Genomic DNA, 17,294 nt, shown 5'->3' on the forward strand with positions numbered 1-17,294 from the left:
CACCGATTTATCGTCGCTTCGGTAATTCCCCACTACACTTTGAGTGTTCTGGCATGGAAATCAGGCCAGGGATTTTACAGGCGGCAGCGGCATGCAAACGGCTCAACGGATCATTAAAAGTTACCGACGACGGCGCGCCATTGTTTGCGTGTTGGTTGGCGCTGTCGCACTATTTTTGACCCTCACGTTTCGCTTTATTTCGGAGCGTAATTTAAATCATCAGCGCGTTTACGCCTTTACCAGCCACGCAGTTCAAACCCTTGAGCGCTTGATGCTGCCGCTGGAAGCGGGTCGCAGTGTGCTGGTGCCTCTGGTTGGCATTCCCTGTAACGAAATCCACCTGCAACTTCGCAAACTAGCAGCAAGCCTGCAGACCGTGCGATCTATCGGTCTGATTCAAAACGGAACGCTCTATTGTTCGAGTATCTTTGGCCAACGTGATGTTGCCATTCACCATCTTCAACCCTCGCTGCCTTCACGTTCGCAAAAGCTGGTACTCACCACTGATCAATCACTATTAAAAGATCGCCCTATCTTGATCATGTGGTATCCCACCAGCGAAGACGGGCAAAGCGGTGTGATGGAAGCGGTAAATATTGAGCTGCTGAGCAACTTAATGCTGGAGCCGCAAGCGCCATTGATTACCAGCGTTAGCCTCAGCGTGGGCGGCAAACATCTGGTCGAAGGCAAAGGTGTGCTGGATAACTTACCGCCGCTGGAAAACGAAAAGCGCTACCAGCGTACCTCTGCCCATTTTCCTTTTACCGTCAGCGTTACCGGGCCGGGTTCTACGCGGCTGGCGCTGTGGCATTTGCCTTCACAGTTGCCTCTGGCGCTGATGATGAGTTTATTGACCGGGTTTATTGCCTGGTTTGCCACCGCCAATCGCATGAGTTTTTCCCGCGAGATAAACCTCGGGCTTGCCGGGCATGAGTTTGAGCTGTTTTGCCAGCCGTTACTCAATGCACACAACATGCAGTGTGCGGGCGTCGAAATTTTGTTGCGCTGGCACAATCCGCGCCAGGGTTGGATTTCGCCGGAAATATTTATCCCGATCGCCGAAGAGCAGCACCTGATCGCGCCGTTGACACGTTATGTGTTGACTGAAACGCAGCGTCAGCTGGCGCTCTTCCCGGATGATCCTCACTTTCATATTGGTATCAACGCCGCACCAAGCCATTTACGGCACGGTGAATTGCTAAAAGATGTCGTCCAGCTCTGGTTTAGCAAAAATCCTGCCCAGCAGTTAACCATTGAACTCACGGAGCGCGATGCGCTGTTGGATGTCGAATCACGAATGCTGCGCGAACTTCATCGCCATGGCGCGAAGATCGCCATTGATGATTTCGGTACGGGGAATAGCTCGCTTTCATGGCTGGAGAAATTACACCCGGACATTCTGAAAATTGATAAGTCTTATACCGCAGCTATCGGTACGGATGCAGTGAACTCGACGGTGACCGATATGATTATTGCGCTCGGCCAACGGCTGAATATCGAGCTGGTCGCCGAAGGGGTGGAGACCACGCAGCAAGCGCAGTATTTACGTCAACAGGGTGTGCATATGTTGCAGGGATTTCTTTTTGCGGCACCCATGCCGGTGAAGGATTTTCCGGCCTGGCTGGCAGGGAATATCTCCCCGCCGCCGGAACGGCATAACGGCCATGTCGCGCCGTTAATGCCGGGGTAAAAATTACTCTTCTTCGTCGTGAGCAGGTTGCTCTTTAACAATACGGACCAGATCAACACGGTAATCGTTGGCTTCAATCACGGTGATATGCAACGGTGCCATTTCGAAGGTTTCGCCCACTGGCGGGATTTGCCCTCGCGCGGCAATCACCAGACCGGCCACGGTGGCAATGTCTTCGTCTTCATCAATGAAGTTGTCAAGGCCCAGGGTGTGCTGCAGCGCATGTAAATCTGTGGTGCCTTTGACCAGCCAGCCATCACCGTCGGCAACGATTTCTGGCGTTTCATCCGCGTCCGGGAATTCCCCGGCGATGGCTTCCAGCACGTCCAGCGGCGTTACCAGGCCTTGCACGACACCAAACTCATTGGTGACGATAACAAAACTTCCGCGCGCCCGGCGCAATACGGCCAGCAGCTTAATCGGATCCAGGGTTTCCGGCACAACAATCGCCGGTGTTGCCGACGCGATCGCTGCAACATCCACGCCCTCTTCCAGCGCTACCAGGATCTCTTTCGCCCGCACAATGCCAATGACTTCATCCAGCTCACCACGGCAAACCGGGAACAAGCTGTGCGGCGAGGACAGCAGTTGCTGGCGGATCTGTTCAACACCCAGGTTGGCATCTACCCAACTGATATCACCGCGCGGCGTCATAATGCTGCGAAGCGAGCGTGAGGCCAGCGTTAATACGCCGTTAATCATATAACGTTCTTCTTCCGCAAACGCCCCTTCCGGCACCGGCACGGAGGCCTGGCTATCCGCTTCAATTTGCGGGTTCGACTGGCGGCGGCCGCCCATCAGACGCAGGATGGCATCAGCCGTACGGGCGCGCAGCGGCAGATGTGACTGATGACGAATAAAGTTCCGGCGCGCAATCTGGTTAAAGAACTCAATGATGATGGAAAAACCAATCGCCGCGTACAGGTAACCTTTCGGAATATGGAAGCCAAAACCTTCGGCCACCAGGCTCAAACCAATCATCAGCAGGAAGCTCAGACAGAGCACAACCACCGTGGGATGTTGGTTTACAAAACGCGTCAGCGGTTTTGACGCCAGCAGCATCACTGCCATAGCAATAACGACAGCCGCCATCATTACCGGCAGGTGATTGACCATACCTACCGCGGTGATGACCGCATCGAGTGAGAACACCGCGTCAAGAATAACGATCTGCACGACGACCACCCAGAAACTGGCGTAGCCTTTGCCATGCCCACTGTCATGTTCGCGGTTTTCCAGCCGTTCATGCAGCTCCGTCGTCGCCTTGAATAACAGGAACACACCGCCGAACAACATAATCAGATCGCGACCGGAGAAGGTGAAATCCCAGACGGAAAAAAGCGGTTGTGTCAGCGTGACCATCCACGAGATCAGCGACAACAGCCCCAGTCGCATCACCAACGCGAGCGACAAGCCAATCAGACGCGCTTTATCACGCTGTTTCGGCGGCAGTTTGTCGGCAAGGATGGCAATAAACACCAGGTTGTCGATACCGAGAACAATTTCCAGAACAACCAGCGTCAATAATCCCGCCCAAATCGAGGGATCCATTAAGAATTCCATGACAGGCTCCTGATAAGAGATGCGTTATTCAGTGTGCGGAAACGCACAAATATGACATTGAACGTCGATGGGAAATGGCGGAAAACGCCGGACTGCGTGGCACGAGAAGGCCAAAAAGTGAACTGACGTCGGTGACGATCCATACGGTGGGCTGCTGCCCTATACTCCTGACTAATTAAACGGAGGATAAACATATCAGAGAGACTTTGGCATTTGCAAAGATTTACCGGAATTTGCAATTTGTGTGGATATTTTGCGCTTCGAAATTTCACGAAGAGGAAACCTAAATTACGGATCTTCATCACATAAATTATTTTTTCGCTATCTAAAATAATTCCCGAAAGTCATAGGTGTTCTCTTTAACCCTTATCTGAATCGATTCGGTTTACCGTTACCGGGACAGATTCACAATACATCAATTAATGATGTGTTAACGACAAGAAGAAGGAGGTAGCAAGTGACCATTGCTATTGTTATAGGCACACATGGTTGGGCTGCGGAACAGTTGCTCAAAACCGCCGAGATGCTGCTGGGCGAGCAGGAGAACGTCGGTTGGATTGATTTTGTTCCCGGTGAAAATGCGGAAACGTTGATCGAAAAGTACAACGCACAACTGGCGAAGCTGGATACCGGCAAAGGTGTGCTGTTTCTCGTTGATACGTGGGGCGGCAGCCCGTTTAACGCTGCCAGCCGCATTGTCGTCGATAAAGAGCATTATGAAGTTATTGCTGGCGTCAATATTCCGATGCTGGTGGAAACACTGATGGCCCGGGATGACAACCCGACATTTGACGAACTGGTGGCGCTGGCGGTGGAGACCGGACGTGAAGGCGTGAAAGCGCTCAAAGCCCAGCCGGTGGCCAAACCCACACCGGCGCCTGTGGCACCGAAAGCGGCAGCGCCAGCCAAACCCATGGGACCGAACGATTATATGGTTATCGGCCTTGCCCGTATCGATGACCGTCTGATCCATGGCCAGGTTGCTACCCGCTGGACAAAAGAGACTAACGTTACGCGTATTATCGTCGTGAGCGACGAAGTGGCAGCAGATAATGTCCGTAAAACCCTGTTGACTCAGGTTGCGCCTCCAGGCGTGACGGCGCATGTCGTTGATGTCGCCAAAATGGTGCGTGTATATAACAACCCTAAATACGCGGGCGAGCGCGTGATGCTGTTGTTCACCAATCCGACGGATGTGCTGCGCGTCGTTGAAGAAGGGGTAAAAATCACCTCCGTCAACATCGGCGGTATGGCTTACCGTCAGGGTAAAACCCAGGTGAATAACGCGGTTTCGGTGGATGAGAAAGATATTGCCGCATTCAAGAAATTGAACGAACGCAATATCGAGCTGGAAGTCCGCAAAGTTTCCAACGATCCGAAACTGAAAATGATGGATTTAATCAGCAAAGTGGCGAAATAACCGCGGCGGCCTGATTGACTCAGTTTTCACACTTACGTCTGATTTAGCTATAGGAGAAGTACAATGGAGATTACCACTCTTCAGATTGTGCTGGTGTTCGTCGTCGCGTGTATTGCCGGTATGGAGTCGATACTCGATGAATTCCAGTTCCACCGTCCGTTGGTGGCATGTACGCTGGTGGGCATCGTTCTGGGTGATATGAAAACCGGTATCATTATCGGCGGTACGCTGGAAATGATTGCTCTGGGCTGGATGAACATCGGTGCGGCGGTCGCTCCCGATGCAGCGCTGGCGTCGATTATCTCGACCATTCTCGTCATCGGCGGTCATCAGAGTATTGGCGCCGGTATCGCGCTGGCCATTCCTCTGGCGGCGGCAGGCCAGGTTCTGACCATTATTGTTCGTACCATTACCGTCGGCTTCCAGCATGCCGCGGATAAGGCAGCCGAAACCGGCAACCTGACGGCACTTTCCTGGATCCACGTCTCTTCCCTGTTCCTGCAAGCTATGCGTATCGCTATCCCGGCGGTCATTGTCGCTATCTCTGTCGGTACCAGTGAAGTACAGAGCATGCTGAACGCCATTCCTGAAGTGGTGACCAGTGGCCTGAATATCGCCGGTGGCATGATCGTGGTGGTAGGTTATGCGATGGTCATTAATATGATGCGCGCAGGCTACCTGATGCCGTTCTTCTATCTCGGCTTCGTGACGGCGGCATTCACCAATTTCAACCTCGTTTCGCTGGGTGTTATCGGTGCAGTCATGGCGATTCTCTACATTCAGCTCAGCCCGAAATATAACCGTTCAGCAGGCGGCGCTGCTCCGGCTGCGGGTTCCAACGATCTTGATAACGAACTGGATTAACAGGTGAACGACATGGTTGATATGACAAAAACTCCGACTGAGAAAAAACTCACCCAGAGTGACATTCGTGGCGTGTTCCTGCGTTCTAACCTGTTCCAGGGGTCATGGAACTTCGAACGTATGCAGGCACTGGGCTTCTGCTTCTCGATGGTGCCGGCGATCAAACGCCTGTACCCGGAAAATAACGAAGCGCGCCGTCAGGCCATCAAACGTCATCTGGAGTTCTTTAACACCCATCCATACGTTGCTGCGCCAGTACTTGGTGTGACGCTGGCGATGGAAGAGCAGCGTGCAAATGGCGCAGAGATCGACGATGGTGCGATTAACGGCATCAAAGTTGGTCTGATGGGGCCACTGGCAGGCGTCGGTGACCCGATTTTCTGGGGTACGGTGCGTCCGGTATTTGCGGCGCTCGGTGCGGGTATTGCCATGAGTGGCAGCCTGCTCGGGCCATTGCTGTTCTTCTTCTTGTTCAATATCGTCCGCCTGGCGACACGTTATTACGGCGTGGCGTACGGCTACCGTAAAGGTATCGACATTGTTAAAGATATGGGCGGTGGTTTCCTGCAAAAACTGACCGAGGGGGCGTCAATTCTCGGCCTGTTCGTCATGGGTGCGCTGGTTAACAAGTGGACGCATGTGAACATTCCGCTTGTGGTGTCAGAAATTACCGATCAGACCGGTAAAACCAACGTCACGACGGTGCAAACCATTCTCGATCAATTAATGCCGGGCCTGGTACCGCTGTTGCTGACTTTCGCCTGCATGTGGCTGCTGCGTAAGAAAGTTAACCCGCTGTGGATTATCGTTGGCTTCTTCGTAATCGGGATTGTGGGTTACGCCATTGGTCTTCTGGGTCTGTAATGTGTGATGTGATAACCGGGGGCTTGCCCCCGGTTTTTTTATGTAAGGAGAAACAATGACGATTACGGATATCGTATTGGTACTGTTTATCGCCGCCCTGCTGGCTTTCGCCATCTATGATGAATTCATTATGCCACGCCGCAATGGTGCCACGCTCCTGGCGGTTCCCCTGTTACGCAGAAGTCGTACCGATGGCGCTATTTTTGTCGGCTTACTGGTGATCCTTATCTATAACAACACGGCTAATGGCGGTTCACCATTAACCCTGTGGTTATTATTTGCGCTGGCTTTACTGGGTATTTATCTATTCTGGATCCGCGCCCCCAAAATCATCTTTAAAATGCGAGGTTTTTTCTTTGCAAATGCGTGGATTGAATATTGCCGTATAAAAGAGATGAATTTATCGGAAGATGGTGTGTTAGTGATGCAATTAGAACAACGACGTTTGCTTATTCGCGTACGAAATATCGACGACCTGGAAAAGATCTCTGCTGTTTTACTTAAAACTCAGTAAGTTAAGATTTTGTGGCGCGGAGATCGCTCCGCGTAAATAATCAACAAACTTATAGCCTTTGCTATATTTATGGGGCGATGTACTTATATTTATTAACGTAATTATTACCAATAAATCTAAATACTAATCGTTATCGATAAATAAACAACATTATATATTGCTGTTGTTGTTTTATATTCTCAAAATATGTTAAGGTGCGTTCGTCGTTGGGGAGTAGCCGATTTCCACCACCAGGAAATGTACGTGTCAACATACTCGTTGCAAAACGTGGCACGTACGGACTGAAGTTATCAGTCAGGCGAGACCATTGGCACATCAACTGCTGTTTACTGGGGGCAGAGATGTGTTATATGGAACTCCCGGTCAGGACGCTCACATGAATTTATCTGCCACTCTTCTCCTCGCTTTCGGCATGTCGATGGACGCTTTCGCTGCTTCTATCGGTAAAGGTGCCACCTTACATAAGCCGAAGTTTTCTGAAGCATTGCGCACCGGTCTTATCTTTGGCGTGATTGAAACCCTGACGCCGCTGATTGGCTGGGGGCTGGGCCTGCTGGCAACGAAATTTGTCCTGGAATGGAATCACTGGATAGCGTTTGTGCTGCTGGTGTTTCTCGGTGGCCGAATGGTGCTGGAGGGAATACGTAGCGATGAGGACAGCGAAGCAGAAACGCCTCAGCGCCATGGTTTCTGGCTGCTGGTGACCACTGCAATTGCTACCAGCCTCGACGCGATGGCCGTGGGTGTTGGCCTCGCTTTTCTACAAGTGAATATTGTGGCGACCGCACTGGCGATTGGCTGCACCACTTTTATTATGTCCACGGTAGGGATCATGATTGGCCGCTTTATTGGCCCCATCCTTGGAAAGCGCGCCGAAATCCTCGGCGGGATCGTACTGATTGGCATTGGCGCGCAGATCTTGTGGAGCCACTTCGCCGCTTAACTTACCCGCTGTAAACAGTGGATCGTAAAATCGGTCTGGCAGTGGAATTGCTCCATTGCCGCTAATTTTTCCCACACTTCCGGTTTTGCCCGCCAGGCAAAAGGCGTCATTTGCAATAACGCAACGGCTTGCTGGCCCGTCAATGTCATCTCATAAGAGAGCGATTGCTGTTCCAGTAGCCTGAACCCTGCAATATCGCCGTTATTTTCCGCATGCAAATGCACCTCATCATAGATAAGCCCCTTTAATTCCATCAGGTGGCGGGGTCCTGGTGATGCGGTGATGACAATACCTTCTGGTTTCATTACGCGAGCCAGTTCTTGCGCTTTACAGGGCGCATAAATACGCACCAGCCCGTCAATGCAGCCATCATCAAAAGGCAAGCGGTGGCTGGAAGCAACACAAAACATGATTGCCGAATAGCGCTTTGCAGCCGCGCGGATCGCCGCTTTTGAAACATCCAGCCCTAACATTTGCGCGCCATGTTGCTGTGCAATCGCGGCAAAAGCCTGGGTGTAATACCCTTCCCCGCAGCCTATATCCAGCACCGCATCGGCTAACAGCGATAGTCGCGCATGCAAAATGTCACCAATTGCATCACGTAAGGGCTGATAATGCCCCGCATCCAGAAAAGCGCGGCGCGCTTGCATCATCTCCGCACTATCACCAGGATCTTTTGAGCGTTTATGCTGAACGGGCAAAAGATTAACATACCCCTCTTTCGCAACATCAAACTGATGCCGCTGCGCGCAAAAGAAGGATTTATCTCGACGGTGCAAAGGTTCGTGGCAGAGCGGGCAACTGAAGGCCATAAAAACTCCGGGGCATTCTTAAAGGGCGAAAGTGTACCGCCATTTGTTGTGCCGTGGAAATTAAAAAGCCCCGCACGAAGGCGAGGCTTTATGTCTGACATTGATGCGCTACATGCGCTTCAAGCTCAGGGGTGTCGAAATCAGATAGCAGTTACGTTAACTGCAGCCGGGCCTTTCTGGCCGTCCTGAATTTCAAACTCAACGTTCTGGCCTTCGGCCAGAGTTTTGAAGCCGTTACCCTGGATTGCAGAGAAGTGTACGAATACATCTTTGCTGCCGTCAGCCGGAGTAATGAAACCAAAACCTTTAGACTCGTTGAACCACTTAACTTGACCTTTAATCTTTGCCATTTGCAAAATTCCTTAATGTATATACTTCGCCCGCAGGCATTGACTGAGAAAACTGAGACATTACTGCTTGAGGCACTAATATAAGGTTCGGCAGAGAAGCTGTATTCAACGAAACGTGTTTACTCAGGACTTCTTTACTGAAAATGCCACACATAAACAGAACTGTACCTCGATTGACCCAAAACGTGTTATCACATAATACGTAAATTATGGCAAGCCATTTTTAAACATGTCTGGATCCGTCGCACAAATTCTACGGTCATCAACACTTGTTGTGCACGTTTATGCATAACATTGAACGCTATAACAGACGCTCTGAACACCAATACCAATACTCAAAGCAGCGAATTTATTACTATAGCTCAATAAGTTCCGTTGCTCCACGTCCGCTCCTGCTCCGCTATACATATAGCGTATATCGTAAGAACTTTTTGCGCATACTTATGCCATTTTCTTAGACTAGGAAGATTCCTAAACAAATATACACATCGCGGAAGCTATTACCTCGAACCATTATGGATATTTCTTGTGCAAATAAGCAAAGTTGTGCACCAAAATAATGAAATTATGATGACACTGCCTCATAAAAAGGCAAAGAAAACGTTTCGATATAAATAAAAGAAGATGATTATAAAAAAACTCATCTTTTTGAAGGACGGTCTGAATTAACAAAGGGGCAAATACTGCCCAATTTTTAAGATGCGAAAGGTGTCCTTTTCCACTGCCGTTTCGGTTAATGCTCTCTGTAACTCTTTTACCGGTTCATCAAGCGATTCGTCCGCCAGTTCAAATACTCCCCAGTGAATGGGAACAGCAAGTGGTGTCCCCAGCTGTTCCCAGAGTGTAACAGCGCTTTGGGGATCCATATGATTCATCGCCATAAACCAGCGTGGCGCATAAGCGCCAATTGGCAGCGCGATAGTATCCAGTTGACCTAACCGTTGAGGAATGGTGAGCAATTCTGGCGTGTAACCTGTATCACCCGCAAACCAAAAACGCTGCGTTGATGATTCAATGACCCAGCCGCACCACAATGAACGATTGCGATCCCATAATGTGCGCATGCTCCAATGTTGTGCAGGCACTGCGGTGTAGGTTATTCCCTGTAATATAAAACTTTGCCACCAGTCTAACTCAGTGACATGCTGCGCACCGCGGCAACGAAGACAATCGCCAACCCCCAGCGGTACAAAGAAATGCACATCCGGAAAGCGACGCAGCAGCGCGCGCACCGTCCATGCGTCCAGATGATCGTAATGGTTGTGAGAAATAAGAATCGCATTCAGCTGTGGAATGTCAACAATTGAGAGCGCTGTCGGTGTATGACGTTGTGGACCTGCAAAACTTACAGGTGAGGCACGACGGGAAAAGATGGGATCTGTGAGAAGATATTGACCCTGAAGACGCAAAAGCATACTGGCATGGCCTAACCACCAGAGGCAATCTTCCTCGCCAACAACATTAGCTTTTTGCCACCACTGTTCGATAAATCCTGGGTAACCGCAGGAAGGTGGTCTGGGAAGGCCGGCGGCCTGCCGCTCTTTTCGCCAGCGCTTAACATCTCCGGGTTGATGGGCGACAGATGCCGAGTTGGTAAAACCTTCCGGCGTATGGTGCGAGATTGCAGGATTATACCAGGGGTTTCTCCACACCATCTCGCACTCCCGGGCAGGTTAGCGCTCTGCGACCAGGCGAATGAAATCATCATCGCCTTTTTCTTGCGCTTTTACTGGCTCAACCGCTTCGTCTTTTTCGGGTTCATTAGACTCGCACAAGCGGCGCAGCAGCGCATTTTGTCGTTTTTGCTGATCCAGCAGCGCTTCGAGCAACTCAATTTGTTCATTCGTGCGCGAACTGGCTCGATTGATAAAGAACCACAAAACCAGACCGACAAGCAGAACCACCAAAGAAAGGACTATTGACGCAAGGTTGATCGCGCCTGAATTTAAAACTTCGTTCATTTCACCACCTCAATATAGACGCGGCATTCTACCACTGACGTCAAGGAAGGAAATCTCTCACTGAAAAAATGCCACTACCAGGGGATGAATTTATTGATGACGCAGATGCCGCTGAAGAATTGTACATCTTGATCACACATCACGTTAAGCATTTGAGTCCAGAGCAGCAGGCAGACTACCAATACGGCAGCCAGAATCAGCCATCTATATTTTCTCACTCCACTCTCCGATACGTTGCAAGGTGTAACCAGGTTATCATGGCTTCCTTAAACCGCGACTAACTGTATCTCCTTTCGGTATTTTTAGGAATGCTGGACTTGTTTCACCAGGTAAATACCGTAGCCTTGTGATAAAGTCTACCGATATGCAAGGAGCAAATATGCGTACACTCATACGAAGCGTTATCATTGTGGCGCTGCTGTGGATTGGGCTCTTGCTGAGCGGTTACGGGGTGCTGATTAACAGTACGGAAAACGCGGCTGGGCTGGGCTTGCAATGTAAATATGCTACTGCACGAGGCACCAGCACCGCACAATATGTGCATTCCAGTAATGGTTTTTTTGGTCTGGCAAACTGCCCGCTGTTGCGCAAAAGCGATACCGTAGTCGATAACGGCTAACCCTTTACACAAGAAAAAGCCGCCTTTTCAGGCGGCTTTTTTGTCTTCATTCAGAACGGATAGTCGTTATAACCCATCTGTTCGGAAATTTTACGCGCGGCATTGTGCAACATTTCAACGTACTCATGCAGGCGTTCTTCCGAAAAGCGCAATGTCGGGAAAGAAATACTTAAACCAGCAATCACCACACCGAAACGGTCAAAAACCGGTACGCCAATACAGCGTAAGCCTTCTTCCTGTTCTTCGTTGTCTTCGCCATACCCCTGCTGACGCACAATATCCAGCATCGGCAACAGATCTTCGGTGCTGGTGATAGTGCGCTCAGTGCTGCGCTTATACTCTACACCTTCGAGAATCTGCTGCACTTCCTCACGATCGCGCCATGCCAGCAGGACTTTACCAATCGCAGTACTGTACAGCGGGTTACGGCGACCAATGCGTGAATACATACGCAGATTGTACATTGAATCAATTTTATGAATGTAGACGATACTATCTTCATCCAGCGCGCCCAGGTGGATGGTCTCTTTCGTCAGACGAGAAAGCTCGCGCATTTGGATATCCGCGCTGCGGATCAAATCAACGTTTTGCAATGCCCGCGCACCAAGCTCAAAAAGCTTCAGCGTCAGGGAATATTTTTCAGACTCCCCTTCCTGCGCGACATAACCTAACGATTTCATGGTTTGCAAAAAGCGATAGACGGTGCTTTTCGACATCATGACACGCTGCGAAAGCTCGGTGATGCCGATTTCACGCTCTTCTCCGAGCGCCTGCAGAATGCCAAATACCTTCAATACAGAAGAGACAGAATCTGGCTGCTTGTCCAAATCTGCGATTGCCATTAATCACCTCATCGCCTGTGTTTTATAAAATTCAGAATCGGTTTTTATTATAAATTCGTCATCCGGTCACCGCAATGTGCGTTTGTCAACTTCGTTACAAATCTGCGACATAAAACCGGAATGCCAATGATAGAATTATTATACAAATAACTTTGTGACATTAACCCTGAAATTTCCATGGATAAATCTTCCTTTGATGGCTTGCCCATTCCACAGCGTTACGGCGCAATTCTGACAATTATTCTTGGCATCGCCATGGCCGTGCTTGACGGTGCAATTGCTAACGTTGCTCTACCGACCATTGCACGGGATCTGAATGCTTCCGCTGCGAGTTCAATCTGGATCGTTAACGCCTATCAAATTGCCATTGTCGTTTCACTACTAACCCTTTCATTCCTTGGCGATATGTTTGGTTATCGCCGGGTTTATCAATGCGGACTGGTGCTCTTTACGCTTACCTCATTACTCTGCGCGCTTTCCGACTCGTTATTGACCTTAACATTGGCGCGTGTTGCGCAGGGCTTTGGCGGTGCGGCGCTGATGAGCGTCAATACTGCGCTCATTCGGCTGATTTATCCCTATCGCAGCCTGGGGCGCGGCATGGGCATTAACTCCTTCGTTGTTGCCGTATCATCCGCAGCAGGGCCAACCATTGCAGCGGCTATTCTTTCTGTTGCCTCCTGGCAATGGTTATTCCTGATCAATGTGCCTCTGGGTATTCTCGCTTTGCTGCTGGCAGTAAAATACTTACCCCCCAATGCGACACGCAGTGCAAAACCTAAATTTGACCTGCCCAGCGCGGTGATGAATGCGCTGACATTCGGCCTGTTAATCACTGCACTTAGCAGCTTCGCTCAGGGACAATCCATGACGTTAGTGTTAGTGGAATTGGTCGCATTGTTGCTCATCGGTTCACTTTTTGTTCGCCGGCAGCTGAAATTACCGGTGCCTTTATTACCGGTTGATTTATTGCGGATCCCGCTTTTTTCCCTGTCGATTGGCACCTCTGTTTGTTCATTTTGCGCGCAGATGCTGGCTCTGGTTTCCCTGCCCTTCTTCTTGCAGACGGTGCTTGGGCGCAGTGAAGTGGAAACGGGTTTGCTGTTAACGCCCTGGCCGCTGGCGACAATGGTAATGGCTCCGCTGGCCGGATATCTGATTGAGCGTGTACATGCCGGGCTTCTGGGTGGGTTAGGAATGGTCATGATGGCGGGCGGGTTATTTGCACTAGCACTGCTTCCATCGGCACCGACAGATATTGAAATCATCTGGCGAATGGCGTTATGCGGTGCGGGTTTCGGCCTGTTTCAATCGCCCAACAACCACACGATCATTACTGCCGCACCGCGCCAGCGCAGTGGCGGTGCCAGTGGCATGCTGGGTACGGCGCGTTTACTGGGGCAAAGCTCCGGTGCCGCACTGGTAGCGTTGATGTTTAATCTCTTTGAAACGCATGGGACGCATACCTCGTTGCTACTTGCAGGAACGCTCGCCACGATTGCTGCCGTAATCAGCAGCTTACGAATTACACAGCCGCGCGCCAGTGAGTAAAAAACTTGTATAACAAGTCGTTGATAAAACAATCGAAAAGATTAACGTTCTGTAAGCTTTAAGTCCTGAGGTACCAAAATATGTTGTTTACCACGTCCTAAGCGCGTGGTTTTGAACGGGCAATAAAAAACGCGTCATTCGACGCGTTTTTTTACTTCCGGATAACCTGTTATTTCAGATATTCGCCAGAACGCAATGCTTCAATACGCTTGTCCAGCGGCGGGTGAGTCATGAACAGTTCGCTCAGCGATTTTGACTTACCATTAATACAGAAAGCCATCATGCTGCTTGCTTCCTGCGGTTCATAACTGGTTTTCAAACGCTGGAGAGCAGCAATCATCTTCTCACGCCCCACCAATTTTGCAGATCCGGCATCGGCATGGAATTCGCGGTAACGCGAGAACCACATAGTGATAATGCTCGCCAGGATACCGAACACCAGCTCCAGCACCGTTGCAACCGCGAAGTAGATCAACGGGTTGCCGTTAGTTTCTTCGCCATCATCACGGTTACCACTGAGGAAACCTGACGCAATTTGCGCAATGATGCGAGAAATGAAGATAACAAAAGTGTTCACAATACCCTGAATCAGCGTCATGGTGACCATGTCGCCATTCGCAATATGACTGATTTCATGGGCGATAACGGCTTCGGCCTCATCGCGGCTCATGTTTTGCAGCAGGCCGGTGCTGACAGCAACCAGCGAAGCATCACGGCGCGCACCGGTTGCGAAGGCATTGATATCCGGCGCATGGTAAATAGCCACCTGCGGCATCGCGATACCCGCCTGGCGAGACTGCCAGGCAACGGTGTCCATCAGCCAGCGCTCCATATCGTTACGTGGCTGTTCAATCACTTCACCACCAACAGATTTCAGCGCCATCCATTTCGACATCAACAACGAAATGAACGAACCGCCAAAACCAAACAGCAGCGCCATAATTAACAAGCCCTGAACGCTGCTCGACTGAATGCCCGTCAGGCTAAGTACCAGACCGAACACCAACATGACGGCCAGGTTAGTCAACAGGAAGAGCGCGATTCGCATCATAATTTTCTTTTAACCTCGACTTAACAAAACGCACTATGCGATTACCCACATCGTATGGGCATACCGGTTATTTTCAAGCATCAGGGCAGCGTAAGTCACGAGAAAAACACAACTTTACATTTTGTAGTATATTGCTTACGCCAGAGAAGAGTTGTTAAAAAAACAGGCACAATTTCTTGTGCCTGTTTTATTTTTACTTCGTGGGAGCGGGTTGTTCCGCGGGTTGATCTTTTTCCAGATGCGCCAGATCCAGGGCAATATGAACCGTTTCATCGAGATACGGATCGGGCTCCTGATAATCCTTTGGCAAATCGTCCAGTTTTTTCAGCAGCGGCTTGCCTTCGCGTTTGAAGCGATCGTTGAGACGCGAGAGACGAATGGCATCATCCTCCGCATTCTCTTTCTCACGCTGCGCCAGGTTAAGAGAAACAATGTTACGTTTACCTTTCAACGCATCGAAACGCGCAATGTCCTTCATGATGTACTGGAACTCAGGATCTTTGGCGATCCGTTCCTCATGATCTTTGAGCAGCTCCGCGCCAAACGGTTTTAAATCGCCAGACTTCACGAACGTCGCCGCGTTAATGCTATCCCACGGCAATGCGTTGTCTTCAAATTTCTCACCGGTTTCAGTAACCTGCGTCCCCGTCGGCATAATAATGTCCGGCGTTACGCCTTTGCGCTGCGTACTCCCACCGTTTACACGATAGAATTTCTGGATGGTGTACTGCACCGATCCCAGCGCCGGCCACTCAGGACGAAGCATCTGATCGTAAATACGGTTGAGCGAGCGATATTGCTGAACAGTACCTTTACCGAACGTCGGTTCGCCGACGATCAGCGCACGACCATAGTCCTGCATCGCAGCGGCAAAGATTTCTGATGCCGAGGCACTAAAGCGGTCAACCAGCACCACCAGCGGGCCTTTATAATAGACCACGCCGTCGGTATCGCTGTCTTCACGCACTTTTCCGTTATTATCACGCACTTGTACCACCGGGCCGGACGGAATAAACAGGCCCGAGAGCGATACCGCTTCCGTTAGCGCGCCGCCGCCGTTAGTACGCAGGTCGATAACCACGCTGCTAACGTTTTGTTTTTCAAGTTTTTGCAACTGGACTTTGACATCGTCAGTCAGACCGACATAGAAACCAGGAATATCCAGTACGCCAACTTTTTCTTTGCCGACGCTCTTCACGGACATTTTCACCGCCCGATCTTCGAGGCGAATCCGTTCACGCGTCAGTGTAACAATGCGCGTTTTGGTGCCTTTACCCGCCGGCAGGATTTCGAGGCGCACTTTACTGCCTTTGGGTCCTTTAATCAGCGCAACCACATCGTCAAGACGCCAGCCGATGACATCGACCATGTTTTGCCCGGTTTGCCCAACACCAACGATACGATCGCCAACGCTGATGGCTTTGCTTTTCGCTGCCGGGCCGCCTGCGACCATAGAGTTGATCACGGTATAGTCGTCATCTCCCTGCAACACCGCGCCAATCCCCTCAAGAGAAAGGCTCATCTCGGTATTAAACTGTTCGGTATTACGCGGAGAGAGGTAGTTGGTGTGCGGGTCAATTTCACGCGCAAAAGAGGTCATGGCTAACGAGAACACGTCTTCGCTATTGGTTTGTGCCAAACGGCGAATCGCAAACTTATAACGACGCGTCAGCGTTTCGCGGATCTCTTTCTCGTCTTTCCCGGTCAGCTTGAGGCTAAGTTCGTCATACTTAACTTTGCTGTCCCAGAGCGCGTTCAGTTCGGCTTCATCTTTCGGCCATGGCGCTTTGCTACGATCAAGATTAAAGGTGTCGTTACCGGAAAAATCCATCGGACGCTCAAGCACCTTCAGCGCGTACTGGTAGCGCTCAAAACGACGTTTCTGCGCCAGGTTGTACAGGTCGTAAAATACGTCCAGCTTACCGGTGCGCAGTTCGTCGCCAATCAGGCTTTTTTTCTGGGAGAACTGTTCGACATCACTCGCCAACAGCACATTGTGGCTATAGTCGAGCAGATTGAGATAGCGATTGAAAATCTTCGCCGAAAAAGCGGCGTCTAAATCAAATTGACGGTAGTGAGAGCGGGTAAAACGCGAGGTTACGCGTTCACTCACCGTCGCGTGCTGGGTCTCTTCCTTTAATACCGGAATTTGATCGGCACGGGTAATATCTTCCACAGCCAGAGCGTGGCCTGTTACAAATAACAGACCAGCCAATGCTGTGCGCTTAAACAAAGTGTTCATGCCAGGCC

The 17,294-nt window shown here is 50.4% G+C and carries 18 protein-coding genes, 1 pseudogene and 1 riboswitch; of the genes and pseudogenes, 8 read left to right on the forward strand and 11 right to left on the reverse strand.

What is annotated here, in order from left to right; all coding sequences use genetic code 11:
- Positions 1-91: 91 nt before the first annotated feature.
- Positions 92-1,690, forward strand: a complete 1,599-nt coding sequence (locus IP581_RS13355; protein ID WP_193820600.1) for an EAL domain-containing protein — start codon at positions 92-94, stop codon at positions 1,688-1,690.
- Between the two features lie 3 nt (positions 1,691-1,693).
- Here the strand turns inward: IP581_RS13355 and yoaE are convergent, their stop codons facing one another.
- Both yoaE and IP581_RS24130 read right to left on the reverse strand, forming a co-directional pair.
- On the reverse strand, positions 1,694-3,253 hold the full coding sequence (yoaE, locus tag IP581_RS13360; protein ID WP_086874098.1) for a CNNM family cation transport protein YoaE: 1,560 nt from the start codon (positions 3,251-3,253) through the stop codon (positions 1,694-1,696).
- Entirely contained in the window at positions 3,241-3,555 is a 315-nt protein-coding gene (locus IP581_RS24130; RefSeq protein WP_407659155.1) for a protein YoaL, read from the reverse strand. The genes yoaE and IP581_RS24130 overlap by 13 nt, the downstream gene beginning before the upstream one ends.
- A gap of 155 nt (positions 3,556-3,710) precedes the next feature.
- Here IP581_RS24130 and manX point away from each other — a divergent pair, with 155 nt between their 5' ends.
- The 5 genes from manX (at position 3,711) to mntP (ending at position 7,858) form a co-directional block, all read left to right on the forward strand.
- Positions 3,711-4,673, forward strand: a complete 963-nt coding sequence (gene manX, locus IP581_RS13365) for a PTS mannose transporter subunit IIAB (protein ID WP_086874097.1) — start codon at positions 3,711-3,713, stop codon at positions 4,671-4,673.
- A 63-nt stretch (positions 4,674-4,736) separates the two neighbouring features.
- Positions 4,737-5,537: a PTS mannose/fructose/sorbose transporter subunit IIC gene (locus IP581_RS13370; RefSeq protein WP_017456976.1), complete on the forward strand. Its 801-nt coding sequence runs from the start codon at positions 4,737-4,739 to the stop codon at positions 5,535-5,537.
- A gap of 12 nt (positions 5,538-5,549) precedes the next feature.
- Positions 5,550-6,401, forward strand: a complete 852-nt coding sequence (locus IP581_RS13375) for a PTS mannose transporter subunit IID (RefSeq protein ID WP_065368270.1) — start codon at positions 5,550-5,552, stop codon at positions 6,399-6,401.
- A 55-nt stretch (positions 6,402-6,456) separates the two neighbouring features.
- Entirely contained in the window at positions 6,457-6,915 is a 459-nt protein-coding gene (locus tag IP581_RS13380) for a DUF986 family protein (protein WP_193820601.1), read from the forward strand.
- A gap of 196 nt (positions 6,916-7,111) precedes the next feature.
- Positions 7,112-7,285, forward strand: a riboswitch (yybP-ykoY riboswitch).
- Between the two features lie 6 nt (positions 7,286-7,291).
- Entirely contained in the window at positions 7,292-7,858 is a 567-nt protein-coding gene (mntP, locus tag IP581_RS13385; RefSeq protein ID WP_193820602.1) for a manganese efflux pump MntP, read from the forward strand.
- Here the strand turns inward: mntP and rlmA are convergent.
- From rlmA to mgrB, 6 genes and pseudogenes are all read right to left on the reverse strand, one after another.
- Positions 7,855-8,670: a 23S rRNA (guanine(745)-N(1))-methyltransferase gene (gene rlmA / locus IP581_RS13390; protein ID WP_193820603.1), complete on the reverse strand. Its 816-nt coding sequence runs from the start codon at positions 8,668-8,670 to the stop codon at positions 7,855-7,857. The two genes, mntP and rlmA, sit on opposite strands and share 4 nt — an antisense overlap.
- Before the next feature lie 140 nt (positions 8,671-8,810).
- Positions 8,811-9,020 carry a transcription antiterminator/RNA stability regulator CspE gene (cspE, locus tag IP581_RS13395; protein ID WP_001062678.1) on the reverse strand — a complete coding sequence of 70 codons (210 nt, stop codon included), beginning with the start codon at positions 9,018-9,020 and terminating at the stop codon, positions 8,811-8,813.
- A 12-nt stretch (positions 9,021-9,032) separates the two neighbouring features.
- Positions 9,033-9,174, reverse strand: a pseudogene (locus tag IP581_RS13400) (DUF2627 domain-containing protein).
- A gap of 511 nt (positions 9,175-9,685) precedes the next feature.
- On the reverse strand, positions 9,686-10,675 hold the full coding sequence (locus tag IP581_RS13405) for an MBL fold metallo-hydrolase (RefSeq protein WP_193820604.1): 990 nt from the start codon (positions 10,673-10,675) through the stop codon (positions 9,686-9,688).
- An 18-nt stretch (positions 10,676-10,693) separates the two neighbouring features.
- Positions 10,694-10,981: a YebO family protein gene (locus IP581_RS13410; protein ID WP_131409625.1), complete on the reverse strand. Its 288-nt coding sequence runs from the start codon at positions 10,979-10,981 to the stop codon at positions 10,694-10,696.
- A gap of 74 nt (positions 10,982-11,055) precedes the next feature.
- Positions 11,056-11,199 carry a PhoP/PhoQ regulator MgrB gene (gene mgrB, locus IP581_RS13415; protein ID WP_017456969.1) on the reverse strand — a complete coding sequence of 48 codons (144 nt, stop codon included), beginning with the start codon at positions 11,197-11,199 and terminating at the stop codon, positions 11,056-11,058.
- Positions 11,200-11,360: 161 nt separating this feature from the next.
- On the opposite strand from mgrB, the gene IP581_RS13420 reads away from it, so the two are divergent.
- A complete protein-coding gene (locus IP581_RS13420; RefSeq protein WP_086874090.1) occupies positions 11,361-11,600 on the forward strand; it encodes a YobH family protein in 240 nt (79 codons plus the stop codon).
- Positions 11,601-11,650: 50 nt separating this feature from the next.
- On the opposite strand, the gene kdgR is transcribed toward IP581_RS13420, so the two are convergent.
- Positions 11,651-12,442: a DNA-binding transcriptional regulator KdgR gene (gene kdgR / locus IP581_RS13425; protein WP_045511376.1), complete on the reverse strand. Its 792-nt coding sequence runs from the start codon at positions 12,440-12,442 to the stop codon at positions 11,651-11,653.
- Between the two features lie 177 nt (positions 12,443-12,619).
- Here kdgR and IP581_RS13430 point away from each other — a divergent pair, with 177 nt between their 5' ends.
- The gene (locus IP581_RS13430) at positions 12,620-13,993 is read left to right on the forward strand and encodes an MFS transporter (protein WP_086874089.1); all 1,374 of its coding nucleotides are present in this window, start codon (positions 12,620-12,622) and stop codon (positions 13,991-13,993) included.
- A 169-nt stretch (positions 13,994-14,162) separates the two neighbouring features.
- Here the strand turns inward: IP581_RS13430 and htpX are convergent, their stop codons facing one another.
- Together htpX and prc are read right to left on the reverse strand one after the other, a co-directional pair.
- Positions 14,163-15,044, reverse strand: coding sequence for a protease HtpX (gene htpX / locus IP581_RS13435; RefSeq protein ID WP_086874088.1), 882 nt, complete (start codon positions 15,042-15,044; stop codon positions 14,163-14,165).
- A gap of 193 nt (positions 15,045-15,237) precedes the next feature.
- Positions 15,238-17,286, reverse strand: coding sequence for a carboxy terminal-processing peptidase (prc, locus tag IP581_RS13440; RefSeq protein ID WP_193820605.1), 2,049 nt, complete (start codon positions 17,284-17,286; stop codon positions 15,238-15,240).
- Positions 17,287-17,294 lie beyond the last annotated feature (8 nt).

This window comes from Kosakonia pseudosacchari (assembly GCF_015167415.1).
In the GTDB taxonomy this organism is placed as follows: domain Bacteria; phylum Pseudomonadota; class Gammaproteobacteria; order Enterobacterales; family Enterobacteriaceae; genus Kosakonia; species Kosakonia pseudosacchari.

What these genes read in the sequence shown, in the direction of transcription:
- kdgR (WP_045511376.1), bottom strand. Translation starts at nt 12,442, where the DNA reads ATGGCAATCGCAGATTTGGACAAGCAGCCAGATTCTGTCTCTTCTGTA.
- IP581_RS13380 (WP_193820601.1), top strand. Translation starts at nt 6,457, where the DNA reads ATGACGATTACGGATATCGTATTGGTACTGTTTATCGCCGCCCTGCTG.
- mntP (WP_193820602.1), top strand. Translation starts at nt 7,292, where the DNA reads ATGAATTTATCTGCCACTCTTCTCCTCGCTTTCGGCATGTCGATGGAC.
- htpX (WP_086874088.1), bottom strand. Translation starts at nt 15,044, where the DNA reads ATGATGCGAATCGCGCTCTTCCTGTTGACTAACCTGGCCGTCATGTTG.
- cspE (WP_001062678.1), bottom strand. Translation starts at nt 9,020, where the DNA reads ATGGCAAAGATTAAAGGTCAAGTTAAGTGGTTCAACGAGTCTAAAGGT.
- IP581_RS13420 (WP_086874090.1), top strand. Translation starts at nt 11,361, where the DNA reads ATGCGTACACTCATACGAAGCGTTATCATTGTGGCGCTGCTGTGGATT.
- IP581_RS13405 (WP_193820604.1), bottom strand. Translation starts at nt 10,675, where the DNA reads ATGGTGTGGAGAAACCCCTGGTATAATCCTGCAATCTCGCACCATACG.
- IP581_RS13375 (WP_065368270.1), top strand. Translation starts at nt 5,550, where the DNA reads ATGGTTGATATGACAAAAACTCCGACTGAGAAAAAACTCACCCAGAGT.
- yoaE (WP_086874098.1), bottom strand. Translation starts at nt 3,253, where the DNA reads ATGGAATTCTTAATGGATCCCTCGATTTGGGCGGGATTATTGACGCTG.
- IP581_RS13430 (WP_086874089.1), top strand. Translation starts at nt 12,620, where the DNA reads ATGGATAAATCTTCCTTTGATGGCTTGCCCATTCCACAGCGTTACGGC.
- prc (WP_193820605.1), bottom strand. Translation starts at nt 17,286, where the DNA reads ATGAACACTTTGTTTAAGCGCACAGCATTGGCTGGTCTGTTATTTGTA.
- IP581_RS13355 (WP_193820600.1), top strand. Translation starts at nt 92, where the DNA reads ATGCAAACGGCTCAACGGATCATTAAAAGTTACCGACGACGGCGCGCC.
- IP581_RS13410 (WP_131409625.1), bottom strand. Translation starts at nt 10,981, where the DNA reads ATGAACGAAGTTTTAAATTCAGGCGCGATCAACCTTGCGTCAATAGTC.
- IP581_RS24130 (WP_407659155.1), bottom strand. Translation starts at nt 3,555, where the DNA reads ATGAAGATCCGTAATTTAGGTTTCCTCTTCGTGAAATTTCGAAGCGCA.
- IP581_RS13370 (WP_017456976.1), top strand. Translation starts at nt 4,737, where the DNA reads ATGGAGATTACCACTCTTCAGATTGTGCTGGTGTTCGTCGTCGCGTGT.
- rlmA (WP_193820603.1), bottom strand. Translation starts at nt 8,670, where the DNA reads ATGGCCTTCAGTTGCCCGCTCTGCCACGAACCTTTGCACCGTCGAGAT.